Origin of the sequence: Panacibacter ginsenosidivorans (assembly GCF_007971225.1) — a bacterium.
Lineage (GTDB): Bacteria > Bacteroidota > Bacteroidia > Chitinophagales > Chitinophagaceae > Panacibacter > Panacibacter ginsenosidivorans.
Genome location: NZ_CP042435.1, coordinates 800,541 through 821,837, shown reverse-complemented (window position 1 = coordinate 821,837; position 21,297 = coordinate 800,541). Strand labels below are relative to the sequence as shown.

The following is a 21,297-nucleotide window of genomic DNA, read 5'->3' as shown; positions in this document are numbered from 1 at the left end:
GTTGTGAATAAATATGCACAATTCACTACTCGACACTCACCTGATGATCTTATAACACCATCTTTTCAATTTCCCTTCAAAGTCAAATGGGGTCGTTGCTTTGGTAATATCTTTCACAGATGCAGCATTGATCTTATCCTGCTCTAAAATAAATTTCGTATAGTTGGTGCTAAAGTAAACAACGCCTTCTTTTGTTGTTGCATGCAACACATCATTCAATAATTCCACATGATCTCTTTGAATGTCGAGAAAATCTTTCATGCGCTTACTGTTGCTGAATGTTGGCGGGTCCATAATCACCAAATCAAAACTATCCGGCTGTAATGTCTTCAGCCATTGCTTTACATCAGCGTGAACAAATTGATATTTGGTTTTGTCTTTAAAACGATTAATTATAAAATTATCTTCTGCCCATTGCAAATATGTTTTAGAAAGATCAACAGAAGTTACAGATGCAGCTTCGCCTGCAGCGGCATAGACCGAGAATGAACCTGTGTAGCAAAATAAATTCAATACACGTTTATCTTTTGATTGCTCTCTTACCATTTGTCTCGTGATACGATGGTCAAGAAACAAACCGGTGTCTAAATAATCGGTAAGATTTACCAGGAACTTTAAACCATTCTCCTCTACAGTAAAAAAATCTTTTTGTTCATTGAGCTTTTCATACTGGTCTTCTGTGCGGTGACTCATTTTTTTTCTTTGCCGTACATAGATCTTTGATTCAGGAACATCGAGCAGTTTGCCAATTAATGCAATGCATGCATCAAGCCATACATCATGCTCTTCATCAGTCATACCATGATGGCGCAGGTATTCTGCCAGGTAAACTTTGTCTTCATATAATTCAATGCAGAAAGGGAATTCGGGCATATCATGATCATACACACGATAGCATGCGATGTTCTGCCGCCTGGCAAGTTTGCTTTTGTGCTTATATACTTTCAGCAAACGGTTCTCAAACATCGAAAGTTTTTCCGCTTCCGTCATTTGAAATTATCTTTTACCAATAAGAAAATAAAAATGAGGACGCCAACAGTTGTTATCAGCCACGAAAGAAAATATTTATTGATATATGTTTGCGGTATATTATTGGTCAGCATACTTTTCTTCGTAATAAGATATGCGATCATTCTTTGCATAATCAATATCGTAAAAAAGCTGATGCTTATGGTCTGATACATTTGCGGGTAATTCACAATCATGAAATAAAACACTACGACCATCAGGATTGTTGTGGCCATCGTAATTTGCGAAAGCCTGATAATATTTCCCGAAAGCACTTTTGCTTTTTCTTCATCGGTAAGTTTATTAAATGCACGCAGCAATAACCATCTCGAACCAAAAACAGAAACGATCAGAATAATAAAAGAATAATCCATGCCATGATTTTAAAGGATGGCAAAGATTATTTTTCTTTTATGGAATAACAAAAAAGCTTTTATGTAGCAGGCTGCAGTAATGCTATTGAGCTTTCGTTGTGTCACTCACTTGTACGTTCTGAGCATTATTGAACAAAGCGTACAAATGTGCGACGCAACAGGCGATGCCATACGCATATTCGCTGGGCTCATAAAACTACAATGGAATATTTAGAAAAGATTTTACTGCTGTTAACTCCGTTCTTCCAGATGTCTTACCCGCTATTGTGTATAGCTGTTTGTAATACATTATTTTTTTATTATCGTCGCCGGTTCTTCCTGCGGCAACACCTGCACCATACAAACTATTAAAGCGATTGGGATTTTTGTTTAACACAGCTTCATACTCATGCAATGCATTTTCGTTTTGATTTAACTGTAACAACATATCTGCATATAATTCTCTTGCAGGCAATACTTCACCCGGCGTTACAGGATGCTTGGTAGTGCTGTCTTCCATATCGGCAGCGGTTTTCATCAATTGTAAGGCTTCTGTTTTTTTGCCTTGTGCAAGTTGTATCCATGCCTCACCAGTCTTTATTTGAATAGCCGCCTGGTTGGCTTTATAAATATCTTTCTGTTGTAGTAATGTATCATGAAGTGCATTTAATTTTACTAACTCATATTTTGCGGCATCAATCTTTTGAGATTTTACAGAACCTAACAAACGTGCAAAATGAATAATAGCTTCCTGCCACGGGAATTTATTCCATGCCAGATTTAGTTGGGGCAGTTGCAGGTTAGCAGCGTCATCCCAATTCTTCGTTTCAAGCGCAATACGTGCGGGAATAGCTGCAAACGCATAAGCAACTTTAGAGTTTGCAGGATGCACCTCTTTGATCGTTGATAAATAGTCCAACTCTTGTTTTGCAGAATCATCATTACCTTTCTGTAGGTAAGCATAGGTAAGATAGTCGAGCCCATGCAACTCTTCATCCCAATGTCCTTTAATGCCGGATGCCTCTGCATAACATTGCGCCGCAGCAACAGATTCAAGATTTGATTTGATGCATTCATCCCACAACCCAAGCCTTGTAAAAATATGCGATGGCATATGTAGTGCATGCGCAGATGATGGCGCCACTGCTGCATATCTTCGTGCAGCAGGTAATGCAAGTGTTGCTAAACCAGGATAATCATACGTGTGAATGATATAATGTATAATGCCCGGATGATTTGATTCTGCAGCATATAATGCGTTAAGTATATCGCCTGCTTTTTTTTGATTTGTATAAGTCTTGTCGGTCGGGTCTGCAGCAGCATCTAAAGCAAGCGCATAAAATATGGCAGCTTCTTTATCCTGCGGATAAGTATTGTGCAACTGCTCCATTGCTTTTTCAAAGTTAATGCTCCTTGCACGTGGATTTGTTTTATCCCAATCATCGTAGTAAGCAGCAATTGCATTGATATACGCCGATTCTTTTCCTGATTTTTTATTAATTGATCTTGCAATTGCAATTGCCTCGGCGCCTTTCTTAAGATCGGTATCTGACGGCGCTTCCCATAACGGATGATAACTGCACATGGCTACACCCCAATATGCCATGGCACATTCCGGCGCTTCATCAATTATTTTGGCAAAGACTTTTTCTGATTCATCATACTCAAAAGAATGTAGCAGTTCTATAGCAAGGTTGAAATCTTTTTTTACTTTTTCATCGCAGCTGATTTCAAAATCAACCGTACCAAATTCCTTACCGGGTGATCCACAGGAAATCAGTTCTCCTCTTTTAAGATTTAATTGTGAGATCTGTTCTTTTGAAGGATTAGAATCATTTTCACATGCTACAACTATGAAAGTTAATAGAAAGAATAACAGCCATCGTTTTATAGAAAAGTTCATATACAAAACTTTTGAAAAATTATAAGTTAGCACTGGCGCAATTAATCTATTAAAGCTATTAAATATTTTTATTTTAGAATATTTATGTAGCGAACTGTAGGAATGCTATTGGGCTTTGATGGAAGCAAAGATGGGGAGCGTGTCTCCACGCAGCATGGCGAAGAAGAAATTTATAAGAACTAACTTTATGGAGTAAGAAAATACTAATTGAATGAGAAATTATTTGTTGAAAATACTTGAAAGCTATTTTTCTGAGATATTAATCATTGAAGGAAAGCTAATTCTGTCGGCATCATTTTTAACTACAAAGAAAGATGAAATTGTTAAAGAAAAGAGATTGAATAAGGAAATAGTAAGTGCAATAACTAGTTATAGAGATTTGTCGTTGATAAAAGCTGAAATGAATTTATTTACTCCTAATTGTATTTACTCAACAACCACAGATAATCTTGAAAATGAAATAAAAGATGTTATTAGTCAACATTGCTGTTTCGCAGTGTCACAAGCATATGAGGTTTTTGAAAGTTTTCTAATTGAAATTTTGACCGAATTTTTATTAAACAATCAAGAAAAATTAAAGCTTTTCAAATTTGTGACTGAAGATATTATTCTCATTAGAGAAACTATAAGAAATATGGTTAAGCTAAATCAAAGAACTAATAACAAAGGGTTACTTTCAATGATCAGAAAAATTTCTTCTTATTTTAGAAAACATGAATCTAATAATATTTATAAAGTTAATATAACACAATGGTTTGATTTGGTCTCAATGATAAGACATACACTTGTCCATAATCGTCAAATTATTTCTCCACGGTTATTAAAATATTTGGATACAAATAAAGCGAATGAAATGTTTGACCGACATTTTCAAAGAAAAAAAATGGGAAATCATGTTTGTGTATTCCTCGAAAAAGATATTACTTCTGATATTATAAATTGGTTAAACACATTCGCACATTTCATTTTTATTAGCCTTTCAATGGAATCTAAATTACCTTTAGATGTGCCACAGTATATACCAACACCTTTAAACCTGTCAAGGTTTTCATAGTAGATTTTGCGCCGTATTGTGTGCCTTCACGCAACACTTACGCCTAAATAAAAGCTCCACATTGTTCAGAAAGTACAAGTGTGCGACGCAACAACCGATACTACATTTACAACAGCTTGGCTCATAAAAATTTATTGGATCATCTTCTTTATATCATTCAGCTTCATTAAAGCTTCAACAGGAGTGAGGCGGTTAATATCCATATTTTCCAACACAGTTCTTATGTCTGCAAAAGTTTGTGAGTGTGCATCAAAAATAGAGAGCTGCATTTTGGTGGTGCTTAATCTTTTTACGTTATCTTCAGTCTTTCTTACTTTATGCGTGGTGGGCTCATCATCAACATGTTTTTCTTCAAGCTGGGCAAGTATTTCATTGGCTCGTTCGATCAACGCCGGCGGCATGCCCGCCATCTTTGCAACATGAATACCAAAACTGTGTGTACTGCCGCCGGGTGCAAGTTTGCGCAGGAAAATAATTTTATTACCAACCTCTTTATTGGTAACATGATAATTCTTCACCTGTGGCAATTTATTTTCAAGCTCGTTCAATTCGTGGTAGTGTGTAGCAAACAATGTTTTTGGTTTTGCATTGGATGCATGCAGAAATTCAACGATGCTCCATGCAATAGAAATGCCATCATACGTAGAAGTGCCGCGACCAATTTCATCAAGCAGGATCAAACTGCGTGCAGAAATATTGTTGATGATGCTTGCCGTTTCATTCATTTCCACCATGAAAGTACTTTCGCCACCGCTGAGATTATCACTGGCTCCAACACGTGTAAATATTTTATCAGTGATAGGAACGTATGCAGACGATGCAGGAACAAAACTTCCCATGTGCGCCATCAATGTTATCAACGCAGTCTGGCGAAGAATAGCACTCTTACCACTCATGTTTGGTCCGGTAAGAATAATGATTTGTTGCTCCTGCGGATTGAGCAAAATATCATTTGCAATATAATGTTCACCAACAGGTAAATTTCTTTCTATAACAGGATGGCGACAATCTTTTACATTCAGTTTAACGCCTTCGTGCAGATCAGGTTTTTTATAATTGAAATGCAATGCATTCTCTGCAAAGCAAATGATGCAATCAAGAATTGCAAGAATATTTCCGTTGACTTGTATGGAAGCAATATAATCCTGTAGTTCTATTAATAACTTATCATACAACTCAGATTCAATAGCTGAAATTTTATCTTCCGCACCCGTTATCTTTTCTTCGTACTCTTTTAGCTCAGGTGTTATGTACCGTTCGGCATTGGCGAGTGTTTGTTTGCGGATCCAATCTGCAGGCGCTTTTTGTTTGTGTGAATTGGTTACTTCTAAAAAATATCCAAAGACATTATTGAAACCAATTTTCAATGTAGTGATGCCTGTGCGTTCTGCTTCTTTTTGTTGTATCTCTAATAAATATTCTTTGCCACCACTCGATATATTTCTCAGCATATCTAACTCTGCATGTACGCCATTTTTTATCACGCTTCCTTTGTTCAAAGCAACCGGAGGTGCTTCTACAATTTCATTAATGATCTTATTCGAAATGTAAGTGCATGGATTCAATGCATCACCCAAACGTTTTAAATATTCATTGTTTGATGCAGTGCAGATCTGTTTTACCTGGTCTGTTTGTTGTAAACCTTTTGCAAGATGCAATACTTCCCTTGGGTTTATTTTCTTAACGGGAATTTTGCTCACCAGTCTTTCAACATCACCGCATTGTTTAATAAGATGCTGAATATTTTTCCTGATATCTGTTTCTTTAATGAAATATTCAACAAGATCAAGCCGCTCATTTATTTTTTTGATGTCCAGCAAAGGCAATACCATCCATCGTTTCAACAAACGTGCACCCATCGGGCTTACTGTGTTGTCTAAAACTTTTAATAGATTATTTCCCTGTTCTGCACCACTGTTCAGTAATTCAAGATTACGAATTGTAAAACGATCCATCCATAAATGATCATCACGTTCTATGCGTTGAATGGTTGTAACATGTTGCAGGTTCGGATGTTCTGTTTCTTTTAAATAATGCAACACGGCGCCTGCAGCAACAATACCGCAATGCATATTCTCCACACCAAAACCTTTCAGCGAATGTGTTTGAAAATGTTTTAATAGTAGTTCTGTTGCGAATGCTTCATCAAAGATCCAGCTCTCTAAAGTGTAAGTATAAAAACGCGTACCAAATGTTTCTTTAAAATATTTCTGGCTGCTGCGTTGAAAAATTACTTCGGCAGGTTTAAGACTTTGCAGTAATTTATCAATGTATTCCGTATCGCCTTCTGCTGCAAAAAATTCACCGGTAGAAATATCAAGTAATGCAATGCCTAATTTGTTTTCTGTAAAATGTACGCCTGCTAAAAAATTATTACTGTTATGTTCAAGCAGTTTGTCATTCGTTGCAACACCTGGTGTTACCATTTCTGTTACGCCACGTTTTACAATTCCTTTTGCCTGTTTTGGATCTTCCAATTGATCGCAGATGGCAACACGATAACCTGCTTTCACCAACTTATGTAAATAAGTATCCAATGCATGATGCGGAAATCCTGCCAACTCACTTGATGATGCGGCTCCGTTATTTCGCTTCGTTAGTGTGATGCCCAACACCTGCGATGCTTTGATGGCATCTTCTCCAAATGTTTCATAGAAATCACCCACTCTGAACAGCAATATTGCATCGGGATATTTTTGTTTGATAGCCCTGTGCTGTTGCATTAAAGGTGTATCTGTCGCCACTTTTGCCATAGTGGGCAAATATAGAAAGACGCCCCCGTCTCCTAAAGAGGTGAAACGAAATGTGGATAAAGAGTTTAAGCCCCTAACCCCTAAAGGGGAATTAAGAAAAAAATGGGAAAAACACAGGAAAAGAAACCGCAAAGACGGAGAGATGCAGAGTTATTTTATGAGCCCGGCATTTGTATTTCATAGCATCATCTGTTGCGTCGCACTCTTCATCTGAAAGTAATCCTATTGAGCAAGTCAACCACATAGCCACATTAGAAACACATAGTAACACATAGAAACCTATGTGAAGTGCTATGTGCCTATGTTTCTATGTGTTTCAAAACTACTTTGCAATAATGCAGAGATTTTAATTGAAATACTTTTGCGTAAAGTCCCCCACCGGGGGATTTAGGGGGCTACTTCCCCCACCAGGAACACGCTGCCACACACTAAGATCAAATCATCTTTATGAGCATGCGTTAATACTTCCGTTAGTGCAAGATTGACTTCAGGAAATTCTTTCCCTTGTAAGCCAATAGCGGTGGCCCTTTGAGCCAATTCATTTTCAGGTAATGCTCTTGGTATCTGCGCTTTCGTAAAATAATAACTGGCAAATTTTGGCAACAACGATAAAACCTTTTCTACGGCTTTATCTTTTACCATGCCGATGATAATATGCAATTGATTATAAGTAGATAATTCAAGTTGCTCTACTATTTGTTTTATGCCGTCTTCATTATGACCAACGTCAAGAATTACTGCAGGGTTTTCATGAATCAGTTCCCATCGACCATGCAAACCGGTCAACTTTTTTGTTTTAGATAAAGCTTCTTTGATTTGCTTATCAGAAATGTTCCAGCCTTTTGTTTGCAATAGCTGTAAAGCTTCTAAAACTGTAACGAGATTTTTTGTTTGATAGATACCTGTAAGATCTAAAGCATATTCCTCATGTTCATCATTGTGTTTATCAACAACTGTAGCTAATAATTTATGATGATCATATTTCCATTCGATAGCATATCTTTTTTCCTGGGCAAAGATCAGTTGGGCATTTTTTACTGCAGCAACTTTTTCAAATACTGATTTTGTTTCTGGCAGGAATTCTCCAACAACAACAGGAATATTTTCTTTTATAATTCCTGCTTTTTCGTAAGCAATTTGTTCAAGCGTATTTCCCAACAAATTCATATGGTCCCAGCCAATATTGGTAATCACTGATATTTCAGGAGCAATAACATTTGTGCTGTCTAATCTTCCCCCCAAACCAACTTCAATAACCGCTACATCCACTTTTTGTAGTGCAAAATATTCAAAAGCCATGGCAACCGTTATTTCAAAGAAAGATGGTTGAATCGTCTCAATATGTGGTTTTATTTTTTCAACAAAGTCAACAATGAAACTCTGTTCACACATTTCTCCGTTCACTTTTATTCTTTCCCTGAAATCTTTTAAGTGTGGTGAAGTATATAAACCTGTTTTATAGCCTGCTGTTTGTAAAACGGCAGCAAGCATATGGCTTGTAGAGCCTTTACCATTGGTGCCCGCAATATGTATGCTTTTAAATTTTTCGTGTGGATTATCAAGTATTTCACATAAAGCAATCGTATTAGTTAGATCTTTTTTATATGCTGCCGCACCAATACGGCTGAACATGGGCAATGTGTCGTATAAATAAGCTATTGTTTCTTTATAATTCATCCCCGAAAGTTAGAAAGTTTGAAAATAAAAAAACCTGTAAGATTTTCAATGCCTACAGGTCTATATAAAAGTCAGAAAAAATTTTATCCTTTGGGGTTTTCAAATTTGATCTGTATGGTACCGCTTTGTACTTCTGTTCCTTTGGAAAATTTTATCTGTTTTGCTCTTTTTAAAGCAATGGCATTAATATCCGGGAAAGGACTGCCTTGTTTCATTGTTGCAGAAGTTACATTACCCTCTTCATCAACTGTTACATTTACATATACAATACCTCCATATTTGTAGGTGTCTTCAAACCTTGTATTCCTGGCGGAACGGCCGGTTAAGCCATTGGTAATTCTTATACCGCTTGTTCCTGTACCACCATTGCCTTTATAACTATCAGAGTTCGGATTACCGTTTGGTTGTCCCTGGTCGCCTTTACCGCCTGCTATACCCTGGTCTTTTGCTTTATTATAAGAATCTGCATTATTACCTGTGCCAGTGCTGCTTTTACCCCCAGCATATACCGCTTTTGGTTTTACAACTTTGGGTGGCGTGTTTACCACAGGTTTTGTATTGTTATTTTTTGCAGTAGTATTTTCTGTTTTTGCCGGATTCTTTTTTACTTCCGGTTTGGGAGAAGTATGTATTTCAGGTGCATCCGGTTCTTTATTATCTGCTACTTCCGCTTGTGTTTCTGCCGCAGCCTGCGTTGTTTGTGGGGCTGCAACCGTTGTATGCTCTGCATTACTCATTTCGTCGGGAATTTGCGGCGGTACATCACCAAGACCGGTTTCGCTGTTGCCGAGATTTACTTCTATGCCTTCATCAACAGGCGGCGGAGGCGGTTGTGGTATCGTCCAGCTGATAAAGAATAAAAAGAATACAGCCACTGTTATAACAGTAGTGTAACTAAAGGCTTTTATATTTTTCTGCCTTTCAAACTCGGCGTGTTGTTGTTGAATACTTGTCATTCCAAACTATTTAAGTGATCCACATGAACCAGCAGTACAAGTGTGCGACGCAACATAAGCTACATGTCCATTCTTCAGCCAGGTTCATATAAGTCTTATTACAAAAATACCCAAGCATATTCATTTATGCTGTTATAAAGATGCTAACACGTGTGTATTACATAACTTATTATAGACAAGCCAATATTTTAACAGAATTGTGAAATATACGGTTTGCTAAGGTTTGCTTGCTGATACAACAATTTTAACGGGATTACTACCCATATAATAATTGAATATCAGACTGCCACCTGTAGTACTCCTCAGCTTTTTTATTATTTTATCATCAACTGAAATATTGTAATAATTTCCTGGTTGAAGATTGTTCAACCGATAATTTATATTGCCGGCATTTGTATCTTCTGAAGATTGTATCCACGACATTTGGTTAGCTTCCCATGTTTGTATGTCAAGTGTGCACTTTTTATTCGGTGTTGTTTTTACTTTCAAAGAAGCTGTATTATCGTTTTTGTTGAAGTAAGCGAGTTCATTGCTGTTACTAAAAAAGCCGAAGTCTGTTTTGGAAATAATTTTAAAGTGATCGTTTGATACTGCATAATTATCCATGTTAAGACCGATCAATAATTTTTGATTTCTATAATTATATTTTACCTGTGTGCCAGCCAGCTCTTTTGTAATATGAGGGTCAAGATAAAAACGATTGTAAAGTGGATTGATACCATAGATAGCCTGGTATAAACCAACAACAGAAAGACTGTTGCCGGAAAGAATATCATCGCCAAGACCATCTTGTTTAGCGCGTCCATAACGTTGAAAAGCTAATCCGTCTTTGGCATATTGTGCCAATACATTCTGCACATATTTTAAAGCGATCTCCGGTTTGTAAGATGCATATGCTTTAACGGCCACAGAGCCCCACGACAGAAAGATATCGCCATTTTCATAATTCGGAAAAGGAAATTGCCAGTCATTCCCTTCACCAGGTTCGTAACTGTACATGCAAAGCGGCCAGAAGAAAAGTTGTTCTTTCTGCATTTGTGTTTCTATATCGTTAAGAATTGTTTTTGATCGTGCACTGTCATCGCAAATGCCATAAGCAATTGCCATAAAATTTACAGGTGTAACCATGTTATTTCCATGTATGGAACCATCTTTGTCTCTCCAGTGGATGTAACATTTCTTCTCATCGTCCCAAAAGCCACCTTGTGAAGTTGGTTTATTAAAACTTGCTTTCAACTTTTCAGCGAACTGATAATAATATTTTGCTTTTGAAATGTTGCCTGATTGTTTTTCTATATCTGCCCATAAAACGAGAGCATGATAAAGCTTGGCATTTACAAAAGCATTTTCGTAAGATGCCCATATAATATCTATCCAATCACTTCCTCTTTTTTGTGTATGACTATCGGTCATCATTTCAACAAGCCCATTATTGTTGCTGTCTCGTTTCAAGATCCAATCTAATGCTTTCTCGCATGCCTGTTGTTGTGTCTTTACCCATGCTGCATCTCCTGTTTGATCATATAATTCCGCAACATTTGTTACGAAATCAGGGTTGGCATCTAACAGGTACCCCCACTGCGCTTCGTAAAAACCTTTGTCAGTAAATTTCCCCGGCATTGCATCTTCATTGCTATATGCCCATCTTGGCCAAACTCTTCCTTCAGGAGTAATGGCATTCTCGCGGTAGAAGTCGAGGCATTCCTTATATCCTTTTAAATAATTGCTATCATTTATTCCAAGACCCATCTGTGCAATATATTGTTCATGTAAACAAATAGGTCCGTAAGGTGTATGCCAGCTATTGCCGCCGAAATGTTGTTTATCAATAACGCCAATTCTTGCGATAGTATTTAATACTGCATTCACTTCTTCGCCGTTTATGCCAACAAGGTTTCCACGGTCAAATTGTTCTTTGAAATCGAAATAAGAAAGTGTGATGCTTTGTGTTGTTTTACCCATACTGATTTTGGCAGGTTCCCAAACATCTGATTGATCTCTTATAAATAATCTTCTGTGTGTACCGGAATCAAAGCGTGGTATCAATTTATTTTGTGCAACAGCAACAGTATAAGCTAATTTATCATCTGCCGTACGGCTATAATCCATAGCAACCTGTTTGCCGGGTGCATTCACGGAGATGGTAAGACCATTGCCCGTTTTGCTGTTCCAGAATTGTGATGAATTACTATATACGCCATACGTATCTAATTTTTTATTAAAAAGATAGAACCATGCTAATCCGCCATAATCCTGGTAGGCGCCATTCCATGTATCCATATTCTTAAACATAAAAACAGGCAGTGCCACCTGTTCTGCTGTGATTGATTTCGATAGGGTTCTTTCGATATTAAATTTTATGTTACTACTGGTTATAACGAAAGTCCATGTTTCGTTTATTGAGAGCATATTGTCCCCATATTTAATTCCGGAAACAGCGATCGTATTATTTGTAATTTTTACCGAGGGCTGGGATAATAGTTTCAGGGTTGAATAAGTAGCAATCTTTGTTCTTATACTTGAATAAATACCGGCATCTCCTTCAATTATTGATTGCCCGTGCAGTGTCAATGAAGAAATATTTGCTTTTCCATTATAATCCAGTATCATTTTTATTTTATCGTTGCCAAACATTATTCTTTTCTCCTGCATATCATTATTGATAGCTACATTTTGTGCAACACAGGTAGCTGATAAACTAATAAAATAGGTAACAAATAAAAAAAATAAAGTCAAACGTTTTTTGCTCAGCATCTCAAGTTGTTTGTTTGATCAAATATAGAGTAGTGTATGGATAGTTAATGAAGATGGCTATATTTCCTGCAAAAAGATTGTAGTTATAAACTGATGCCAATAAAATTACTTGTATTCTCTTCCCCATATGTCGCCGAATTTCCACTTCACAAAAGTGATTTTAAATGTTTGTGGATAAATTATATGCATTACAATCATGAATGATAAACATATTCCTGCAGGTATCCTTTTTGCATTACCAATTAAAAAATCTATGAACAGTATCAACAAACAACAGCCTGAAGAAAATATGAAAGATCTTCATGGAGAGGAAGCCGTAAAGAAAATGAAGGAACTTACCGATAAGGCATCGTCATGTTTTTTTTGCACAGACATTCAAACGGGTAAACCATTTTCGGTAAGACCTATGGCATTACAGGAAATAGATAATAATGGTACATTCTGGTTTCTAAGTGCAACAGATAGTCATAAAGATCATGAATTAATGAAGGACCCACATGTGCAGCTTTTATTCCAGGGTTCTGACTATTCTGATTACTTAAACATTTACGGTGAGGCAACGGTAAGTAAAGACAAAGGAAAAATTAAAGAATTGTGGAAGCCTATTATGAAAACATGGTTCACAGAGGGAATTGATGATCCACGCATCTCTGTAATAAAAGTAGAACCATCCGACGGATATTACTGGGACACCAAGCATAATATGGCAATAGGATTAATAAAAAGAGTTGCCGGAGCAATTATGGGCAAAACATTAGATGATTCTATAGAAGGAAAGCTAAATGTCTGAACTGGAAAATCTGAACCAGGATTTGGAGAGATTAAAAGGATTATGAGGATTTAAAGAAGTTTTCAAAGTATTGCGTTGTACGAAACCTGAGATAGTACAATGAAGTTCCAAAGCTCAATTCAAAGTAGCACTAAAGCCAAATCAAAACGCAAGAAAGAAAAGTGTTGTATATCTTTTCTTTCTTGACTTTTTCTTGTTACTTCTTTTGTGTCAAGACAAAAGAAGTAAATAACAACTTCAAACGAACAAAACAATTCCAATCAATAAAAGAAATATCTTTAAGCAACATGCTTACAGATATGAAAATCTTTCTTCTCGTTTTTTTAGCTGCAACAACAAACGCATTTGCACAAACAAAAGATGAACGTTTGCAACTCGCAAACGAAATGGAAAACTCCATTCAGCACGAAATGCTTAACAAGTGGTATCCGCGATGCATGGATACATTATACGGAGGTTTCTTAAGCACATACACCTACGATTTCAAACCAACAGGAGATCAAAATAAATTCATCGTAACACAAGCGCGTCACACATGGTCAACAGCACAAGCAGCTATGCGATACCCAGATGTTGCTTACTATAAAACCTGCGCAGCAAATGGTTATAAATTCCTGCACGATGTGATGTGGGATAAAACCTATGGCGGCTTTTATACCATGGTTGACAGAAAAGGAAACGTAATTGATTCCACCAAGAATGCTTATGGCAATGCATTCGGTATTTATGCAGTGGCAGCTTATTGCAAACTCACCAATGATCCTGATGCTATTTACTTTGCACAACAGGCATTCATGTGGTTGGAGCAACACAGTCACGATAATGTGTACAAAGGTTATTACCAGCATATGCAACGTGATGGCACACCTATACAAAGAACTGCATCAACACCATCTACAGCAGAAACAGGATATAAAGACCAGAACAGTTCTATTCATTTGCTGGAAGCATTTACGGACTTGTATTCCGTTTGGCAGAGTGCCATTGTACGGGAACGTTTATACGAAATGCTCCTGCTCATCCGCGATACAATGATCGGCAACAAAGGTTATCTCACGCTTTTCTTTCAGCCCGACTGGACACCTGTTTCTTACAGCGATTCATCTGATGCATCTATCAAAGCGCACCGGGGTCTCGATCATGTTTCTTTTGGTCACAATGTGGAAACAAGTTATCTCTTGCTCGAAGCGTCGCATGCATTAGACATAAAAAACGATACCACAACTTTGCGCATTGCAAAACAAATGGTGGATCATGCATTGCAAAACGCTTGGGATGCAAAGCCCGGCGGCTTTTATGATGCAGGATATTATTTCAAAAAAAAACCCGGTCTTACCATTGTAAACAAAGAAAAGAACTGGTGGAGCCAGGCGGAAGAAATGAATTCATTGCTGCTCATGAGCCAGCTTTTCCCCAACGATCCCATGCAGTATTATAACAAGTTTCAACAGCAGTGGAAGTATATACAAACCTATATCATAGACCATACTTACGGCGACTGGTATGCAAATGGCACAGACATAGACCCGCAAATAAAAACCGCACTGAAAGGGCAGATATGGAAAGGCAACTATCACCAGTTCCGCGCCATGATGAATTGTGTAAACAGGTTAAAAGGAGAGGAGTGATTTTTTATATAGCGAGCTTTTGTATTTCATGGTATCAGCAGTTGCGTCGCACACTTGTACGGTTTGAAATTTATTAAGCAATTTATTTTATAACCCAAGGCTCTTTAAAAAACCTTCTTTATAATTATTGCCTATCGGAATCTCAGTCTTTTTAATAAATAACCGGTTGCTTTCAATGTGATCAATTTTTCTTTTGTTAATAATAAAAGAACGGTGGACCCTTATTAAAATTGAATTGGTCAACAGCTTCTCAAAATTTGCAAATGAAATATTAGGCAAAATAATATTGTTATCTGTAACTATTCTTGTGTAATTTCCTTTTGCCTCAGCATATAGAAAACTGTCATAATTTATCCTATAAATTTTCCCGGCAACTTTTATAAAGAAAGAATCATTTTCGTTTAGCGTATTTACAACGCTGTTTTTAGAAGATGCCTCTAATCTTTCAATCGCTCTATCTATTGCTATAATAAATCTTTCTAATGAAAATGGTTTTACAAGGTAATCGCAGGCAGCCAAATTAAAAGCATCTGTTGCATATTCTTTGTAAGCTGTTGTAAATATTATCTGTGGAGGATTTTTAAGTGTATTTACAAAGCTGATTCCATCTAAGACCGGCATATTTATATCTAAAAAAATGAGGTCAACAGTTTGTTCCTGCAAAATTTTTTTAGCATCCAGCGCGTTAGCACATGAGGCTGCGATTTGAAATAAAGGCAGATGGCTGCAATAATTCACAATAATATCTCTGGCAATAGGCTCATCATCTACTATTAAACATTTGTAAAATTTCATTTTAAATTTAATTGAAGTTTTACTTCATAATACCCGTTTACTTTTTTTGTGTCCAAAACATATTTTTGAGGGTACAATAATTCAAGACGTTTTAAAGTTGTTGAAATTCCAATTCCTGTCTTCTTAAAATCTTTTATTTTATTTGCTCCATCTATATACTGATTCCTGACAGTGAAGTACAAGGTATCATTCATTAATGATAAATCTATTCTTATATCTATAGTTTGCCCGTAAGTATTTTTTGAATGTTTAAAAGCATTCTCAACAAACACCATCAACAATAAGGGAGCTATTTGATTACTTTCAATATTTTCTTTGTAAATGTTTGCTTCATACGAAAGTTTTTCCCCAATTCTAATCTTTTCAAGTTCTATATAGGTCTCAATATAAGCCACTTCATTTTTTAAAGAAACAAAACTCTCTTTGGATTCATACACAGAATAGCGAAGTAAATCTGACAACTTAAGTAATAAACCGGGAATTTTTTGATGTTGTGTAATAGAAAGCCCATACAAATTATTTAAAGTATTGAATAGAAAATGCGGACTCAACTGAGATCGTAATAATTCTAATTCCATTTCTTTTTGCTGTTGTAAATTTTCTGCCTCATTTATTTGGCGTAATACCGTATTTCTTGTAACGGAGAGAAAGAAGCCAAGAAAGAAAAATAGAAACACAAAAAAGAGAGCCGTGATAGTCATTGACAGAACATTGTTACTTGTAAGTATTTTCAAACCAATAATACCGGTAAAAGACAAGACTGCTAACGACACCGGCATAAAAAAAAGTAACCTGGAAAACTTGTTTTGCAATAACCATCTCCGGGAACACCATCTTCCTATGTATATACATACTAAAAGGAAAAGAGCATAGGCAACTACATGGATAATTTTATCAACGGGTAAATTATTGATTAAGGGAGGTAGAAAAAATGACACAAGAAAGAAAATAATAAACAGCACATGTATTTCAATTTTACTTTCAAAAAGTTGCCTGATTATTTTTTGAAGCTTTTGCATATGTGAATTTCGGCATCTCCCTTCACTGTATAAATAAAAATGACCAACATTTAAAAATTAATGCCCAGGATAGCTTTTTCAATGACGAAAATTTAAACAGGTATAATCAGCATTCTATCCTTACTTCTGCATGATTTAACAAAATTGTTTTTTTGATCGACTTAGATAGTCAATATTCGAGCCTTATTAATAAAATACATATGCCAGAAAATAACGCCTACATCATTGAAACGCACAACCTTAATTTCTGTTTTAACGGAAAGGGAATGATTTTAAAGGATATAAACTTAAAAGTGGAAAGAGGCTCGATATATGGTTTTCTGGGTCCTAATGGTGCGGGGAAAACAACAACCATAAGAATACTTTTAGGATTGCTGAGAGACACAAAAAAGTCAGTGCGGTTGTTTAATAAGAATCTTTCTGAAAACAGGATAGAAGTTTATTCGAAGACTGGGGCATTAATTGAACAACCTTCTTTATACGAACATATTTCAGGGTATGACAATCTTGAAATTACAAGAAAAATAAGAAATATTAAAAAAGAAAGACTTGTTGAAACATTAGAGTTAGTAAGACTTTCATCTGCTGCACATAAAAAAGTAAAAGAGTACTCTTTGGGTATGAAACAACGCCTCGGTATTGCAAATGCGCTGATTGCTGAGCCTGAATTATTGATCCTGGACGAACCCGTGAATGGTTTAGATCCAAACGGAATGGCAGAGATGCGGGAATTGCTTAGACGAATCAACAGGGAATTGAATACAACGATTTTTTTATCCAGTCATTTGTTGGGCGAGATTGAGAAAATAGTAACCCATGTAGGGATCATCAATATGGGCGAAATGCTTTTTCAGGGTACAATTGAGGAATTAATAAATGTTGAAACAAATTCTGCCGAAGAAGTAATTATTAAAATGAATAACAACAAAAAGGCTGCGCAATTGCTTGAAAATTTCAATGTTTATGAATGCGAAGACGGATTAAAAATTATGATTCATTCAAAGCAGCAAGTGCCGCAAATTATTAAAGCATTAATTGAAAATAATATTGATGTCTATGAAGTAATTAATGAAGGAAAAAACTTGAAAAAACTCTTTTTGAAGATGACAGAAAATTACATAGTAAGCTAAATTAATCTTGTTTAAATCACTTTTTTTATCTGAAAAAACTTTACAATGAAATCCTTTCTTACAAGTTTTCAAACTGAAATTATAAAAATAAAAAACTCATTTGCAGTCTGGCTTATTATTTTGGGAGCAGCCTTTATCCCTTTATTTTTTTTCCTCCATCATATTTATGATTGGGATGATTATTTACCAAAACCCGGAGAAAATCCATGGAACGAATATTTCAGAAAAGGGTTTAATGGAGTGCATTTTACTTTCCTTCCTTTATTGATAGTATTGCTTGTTTCGCTATTACTTAATATCGAGCACAAATCAAATACATGGAAACATATTTTTGTTCTGCCAATTTCAAAATCAAAAATATTTTTCAGCAAATACCTGCTGTTGGTCTTTTTAATAGTTTCATTTTATTTTTTATTACTTATTTTCTTTTTTGGCTTTGCCATATTATTGGGTTTATGGAAAAGTGATTTTAATTTTTTTGAGTATAGCCCCTCTTACCTCTATAATTCTGTACAATCAGCAATTACGTCTTTTGTTATCCGGTCTTTTATTTCCACGCTTGCTATTGGGGCAATTCATTTTTGGCTCAGCTTCAGGTTGAAAAATTTATTTATAAATATTGCGATTGGTTTGGCAGGGGTTGTATTAGCAGTAAGCATGTATATTCCTCATTGGGAAAGCATAATTTATGTGCCTTATGCATTTCCTGTTTTAATGTGTAACTATATCCCTGATGCAAAAAATTTTTTATCAGATTTCCAAGTTAATAGCCTTTTGTATTTTTTGATTATTTCAGTGTTAAGCTATTTCGACTTTACTAAATTATTCCATGGTTAATAATTTACCGTTACTTGTGTAACTACAAGTTGCAAAGCCTTGTGTGCAGATACTTGTGCCTTGCTCAATATAGAATCCAACCGTACAAGTGAGTGACACAACAAAAGCTTAATAGCATTACTGCTGCCGGTAACATAAACACTTTCTGGCAAAGCATGCCGGGCTTGCTTTACAGTTAGGAGTACTTGTGCCTTGGTAAAAACATTTACTTTGGCGACCACCAAAAACTTTCATCTTTCAAAAAAGTGACCGGTACTTCTTTAATAAAGGTTTGTAACCAATTAGCACAGTATTTCATGCCTGGTTCCTCGGATCTCATATGTCCAATAAATATTGCAGCTTTCTTTCTCCCCTGTTCTGCTGCATCTTTGGAATAAACATAATCTTCCCACTCTCTTGCTTCGCCAACAAGTATTGCGTCAACATCATCCCGTTGAAGTGCACCGAGATGCATTTGTAATGTTGGAGCCAGTCCAGGCACCAAAGCCACTCTGTTTATTTCAAGATTTGGATCACCTATTACACGAACGCCTTCTATATTGAAATGTTTTTGCAGATCTTCTGCTAACGCAGAAAGCTTTTGTTTTTTTACTTCCAGTATCCACGGAGATTGATTTACAACTTTCCAGCCCAATTCGTTTGCTAATCCCTGCATGATCTGGTCAGGATTATTCCTGTGAGCATTATCATGGAATCTGAATATGATGAGTTTGTGTTCTTTTATATAATCCATTTTTTCTTTCAGCACTTTATCTTCTTTCATAAAATCCGGCGGGTTATCATTAGCATTATAAAAGGTAGGTTCATGTGTAATGATCAAATTGCAATTTGCTGCAACGGCTCGTTTCAAAATATTCATATCAACAAACATGCAGGTGGCAATTCCTTTTACAGTATCGAAACCATTACCAATTATAATTGTGTCTGTTCTTGTATCAAACCAATGCGGTTTTACATTTTTCTTTATTGATTCAATCACCTGCATTGCAGTTAACGGAGAAGAGGTGGATTGTGCGTTCAGCGTTTTTTTGAAACTCACTAAAATGATAGCAAAAAGAAAAACGTATTTCATAAACTGAGATTTAATTTTTTGTAATCAATTCTAAAGTAAATATATTCAATAAACCCTGGCCCATGTTAGCTTAAGTATACCCAATATAAAACTAACAAGTAGCGCCAGACTGAGGTGTTGCTTTGTGTGTAAGAGTCTTGTGCGGTTTAGCTAAGCTAAGGCTTAAAATGCCAATACATAAAGCCATGCCAATCTTTTTGCTCAACAGACAACAACCGTACAAGTGAGTGACACAACGAAGACAAAATACTTATTCAAAAACCTGCTACATCTAAATGCCATCAATAAAATTAGTTATAGCTTAAAATCATTTGTTGAATGGCTTGGAGTTACGTATAAATGCTAACTTTCCTAAAATTCAATAGACTATGGTTAAGCAATTCTCCACTTGCCTTATTTGTGCATTGGTAACGATTAATGCTAACTCCCAGGCTTCAAATACAGCTACAAACAATTATGAGAAAGGCGTAACATTAAGAAAAGCGCAAAAATATGAAGAGGCGCTTATAGCCTTAAAAGAAGCTATTGAAGAAAAGCAAAATTATACTGAGGCTTTATACGAAGCTGGTTGGATATGTGATGAACTAAAAAAATATGAGGAAGCCATAAAATATTTACGCGAAGCAACTCAATTAAATCCATCTGCGGCAAATTTATTTGAACTTGCTTATGCCTGCGAAAATTCGGGCAGAAAAGAAGAAGCTAAAGAAAATTATAAAACAGTTTTGGAACTAGCGCCAAAACATGCTGATGCTGCCAGGTGTCTTGCCGATATATATTATGCGGAAGAAAATTATGAAACTGCATTACGGTATTATAAAAAATATTTCGCTGCAAACATGTCACCCGACGCCTATTGTTATTATAAAGCTGCTGTGTGTTCCAATTATTTCAAGGATTATTCTAATGCATCAGTCTTCCTGGAAAAATATGAACCCAAGGGACAAAAAGCGTATGCTGAAAAATACACAGAGATGGGTTACACTTATTTAATGCTGGGATATAATGATGATGCAATAAATGCATATAAGAATGCCCTGGATGCAAATGCAGAAAATGGTACCGCATTGCGCGGTATGGCGGACATCTACTATAACAACCTGAAGGATTATGACAAAGCGCTTGTATATATTAAACTTGCCCTGCAAAAAGATGAAGAACATTCAAGAGATTATTATTACAAAGCGGGCTGGATATATATTGGACAGGAAAAATATAGTGAAGCAATTCCTTTTTTACAAAAGGCTGAAGATAATGATGAAAAAGACGTGCACTGCAGAGAGCAGCTTGGGTATGCTTATTATATGCTAAATAAATATGAAGATGCCATTGCTCATTTCAATAAGGCTATTGAACTTGACAAAGAATCAACCGTGAGTTATTATTACAAGGGCCTATCGTATGTTACACTCAATAAGCCGGAAGATGCAAAAGCAGTTTATTTACAGATGAAACCAATCAATAAGACTGATGCTGACAATTTATTAAAGGAAATAAAACAAAAAGAGAAAGCCCTGAAAAATCTTGCTTCTAATAAGAATTCAAAAAAACAAGGTCAGCCCTGATTT

Annotated in this window: 16 protein-coding genes; 6 read left to right on the top strand and 10 right to left on the bottom strand. The window is 36.0% G+C overall.

Annotated features, from left to right (window positions below):
* Positions 1 to 36: 36 nt before the first annotated feature.
* From FRZ67_RS03360 to FRZ67_RS03350, 3 genes are all read right to left on the bottom strand, one after another.
* Positions 37 to 990, bottom strand: coding sequence for a class I SAM-dependent methyltransferase (locus FRZ67_RS03360; protein WP_147188185.1), 954 nt, complete (start codon positions 988 to 990; stop codon positions 37 to 39).
* A complete protein-coding gene (locus tag FRZ67_RS03355; RefSeq protein WP_147188184.1) occupies positions 987 to 1,382 on the bottom strand; it encodes a hypothetical protein in 396 nt (131 codons plus the stop codon). The genes FRZ67_RS03360 and FRZ67_RS03355 overlap by 4 nt, the downstream gene beginning before the upstream one ends.
* Positions 1,383 to 1,578: 196 nt before the next feature.
* Positions 1,579 to 3,264: a tetratricopeptide repeat protein gene (locus FRZ67_RS03350; protein WP_147188183.1), complete on the bottom strand. Its 1,686-nt coding sequence runs from the start codon at positions 3,262 to 3,264 to the stop codon at positions 1,579 to 1,581.
* Positions 3,265 to 3,475: 211 nt separating this feature from the next.
* Between FRZ67_RS03350 and FRZ67_RS03345 the strand changes: the two genes are divergently transcribed.
* Positions 3,476 to 4,318 carry a hypothetical protein gene (locus FRZ67_RS03345; protein ID WP_147188182.1) on the top strand — a complete coding sequence of 281 codons (843 nt, stop codon included), beginning with the start codon at positions 3,476 to 3,478 and terminating at the stop codon, positions 4,316 to 4,318.
* A 131-nt stretch (positions 4,319 to 4,449) separates the two neighbouring features.
* Here FRZ67_RS03345 and mutS read toward each other — a convergent pair whose 3' ends face one another.
* The 4 genes from mutS to FRZ67_RS03325 all read right to left on the bottom strand — a co-directional run bounded on the left by mutS (position 4,450) and on the right by FRZ67_RS03325 (position 12,458).
* Entirely contained in the window at positions 4,450 to 7,071 is a 2,622-nt protein-coding gene (gene mutS / locus FRZ67_RS03340) for a DNA mismatch repair protein MutS (protein WP_147188181.1), read from the bottom strand.
* Positions 7,072 to 7,458: 387 nt separating this feature from the next.
* Positions 7,459 to 8,748, bottom strand: coding sequence for a bifunctional folylpolyglutamate synthase/dihydrofolate synthase (locus FRZ67_RS03335; protein ID WP_147188180.1), 1,290 nt, complete (start codon positions 8,746 to 8,748; stop codon positions 7,459 to 7,461).
* A gap of 83 nt (positions 8,749 to 8,831) precedes the next feature.
* Positions 8,832 to 9,704, bottom strand: a complete 873-nt coding sequence (locus tag FRZ67_RS03330; protein WP_147188179.1) for an energy transducer TonB family protein — start codon at positions 9,702 to 9,704, stop codon at positions 8,832 to 8,834.
* A 216-nt stretch (positions 9,705 to 9,920) separates the two neighbouring features.
* A complete protein-coding gene (locus FRZ67_RS03325) occupies positions 9,921 to 12,458 on the bottom strand; it encodes an alpha-L-rhamnosidase-related protein (RefSeq protein WP_147188178.1) in 2,538 nt (845 codons plus the stop codon).
* Positions 12,459 to 12,654: 196 nt separating this feature from the next.
* Between FRZ67_RS03325 and FRZ67_RS03320 the strand changes: the two genes are divergently transcribed.
* Together FRZ67_RS03320 and FRZ67_RS03315 are read left to right on the top strand one after the other, a co-directional pair.
* Positions 12,655 to 13,248, top strand: a complete 594-nt coding sequence (locus tag FRZ67_RS03320; RefSeq protein WP_225975496.1) for a pyridoxamine 5'-phosphate oxidase family protein — start codon at positions 12,655 to 12,657, stop codon at positions 13,246 to 13,248.
* 299 nt (positions 13,249 to 13,547) lie between these two features.
* A complete protein-coding gene (locus FRZ67_RS03315; protein ID WP_225975495.1) occupies positions 13,548 to 14,876 on the top strand; it encodes an AGE family epimerase/isomerase in 1,329 nt (442 codons plus the stop codon).
* An 87-nt stretch (positions 14,877 to 14,963) separates the two neighbouring features.
* On the opposite strand, the gene FRZ67_RS03310 is transcribed toward FRZ67_RS03315, so the two are convergent.
* Positions 14,964 to 15,671 carry a LytR/AlgR family response regulator transcription factor gene (locus FRZ67_RS03310; RefSeq protein ID WP_147188176.1) on the bottom strand — a complete coding sequence of 236 codons (708 nt, stop codon included), beginning with the start codon at positions 15,669 to 15,671 and terminating at the stop codon, positions 14,964 to 14,966.
* Entirely contained in the window at positions 15,668 to 16,690 is a 1,023-nt protein-coding gene (locus tag FRZ67_RS03305; protein ID WP_147188175.1) for a sensor histidine kinase, read from the bottom strand. Before FRZ67_RS03305 ends, FRZ67_RS03310 begins: the two co-directional genes overlap by 4 nt.
* A gap of 200 nt (positions 16,691 to 16,890) precedes the next feature.
* On the opposite strand from FRZ67_RS03305, the gene FRZ67_RS03300 reads away from it, so the two are divergent.
* Together FRZ67_RS03300 and FRZ67_RS03295 are read left to right on the top strand one after the other, a co-directional pair.
* Entirely contained in the window at positions 16,891 to 17,820 is a 930-nt protein-coding gene (locus FRZ67_RS03300) for an ABC transporter ATP-binding protein (protein WP_147188174.1), read from the top strand.
* A gap of 45 nt (positions 17,821 to 17,865) precedes the next feature.
* Positions 17,866 to 18,657, top strand: coding sequence for an ABC transporter permease (locus tag FRZ67_RS03295; protein ID WP_147188173.1), 792 nt, complete (start codon positions 17,866 to 17,868; stop codon positions 18,655 to 18,657).
* 205 nt (positions 18,658 to 18,862) lie between these two features.
* On the opposite strand, the gene FRZ67_RS03290 is transcribed toward FRZ67_RS03295, so the two are convergent.
* Positions 18,863 to 19,729, bottom strand: coding sequence for a Nif3-like dinuclear metal center hexameric protein (locus FRZ67_RS03290; RefSeq protein WP_147188172.1), 867 nt, complete (start codon positions 19,727 to 19,729; stop codon positions 18,863 to 18,865).
* 368 nt (positions 19,730 to 20,097) lie between these two features.
* Here FRZ67_RS03290 and FRZ67_RS03285 point away from each other — a divergent pair, with 368 nt between their 5' ends.
* Positions 20,098 to 21,294, top strand: a complete 1,197-nt coding sequence (locus FRZ67_RS03285) for a tetratricopeptide repeat protein (protein WP_147188171.1) — start codon at positions 20,098 to 20,100, stop codon at positions 21,292 to 21,294.
* The last annotated feature ends 3 nt before the right edge of the window (positions 21,295 to 21,297 follow it).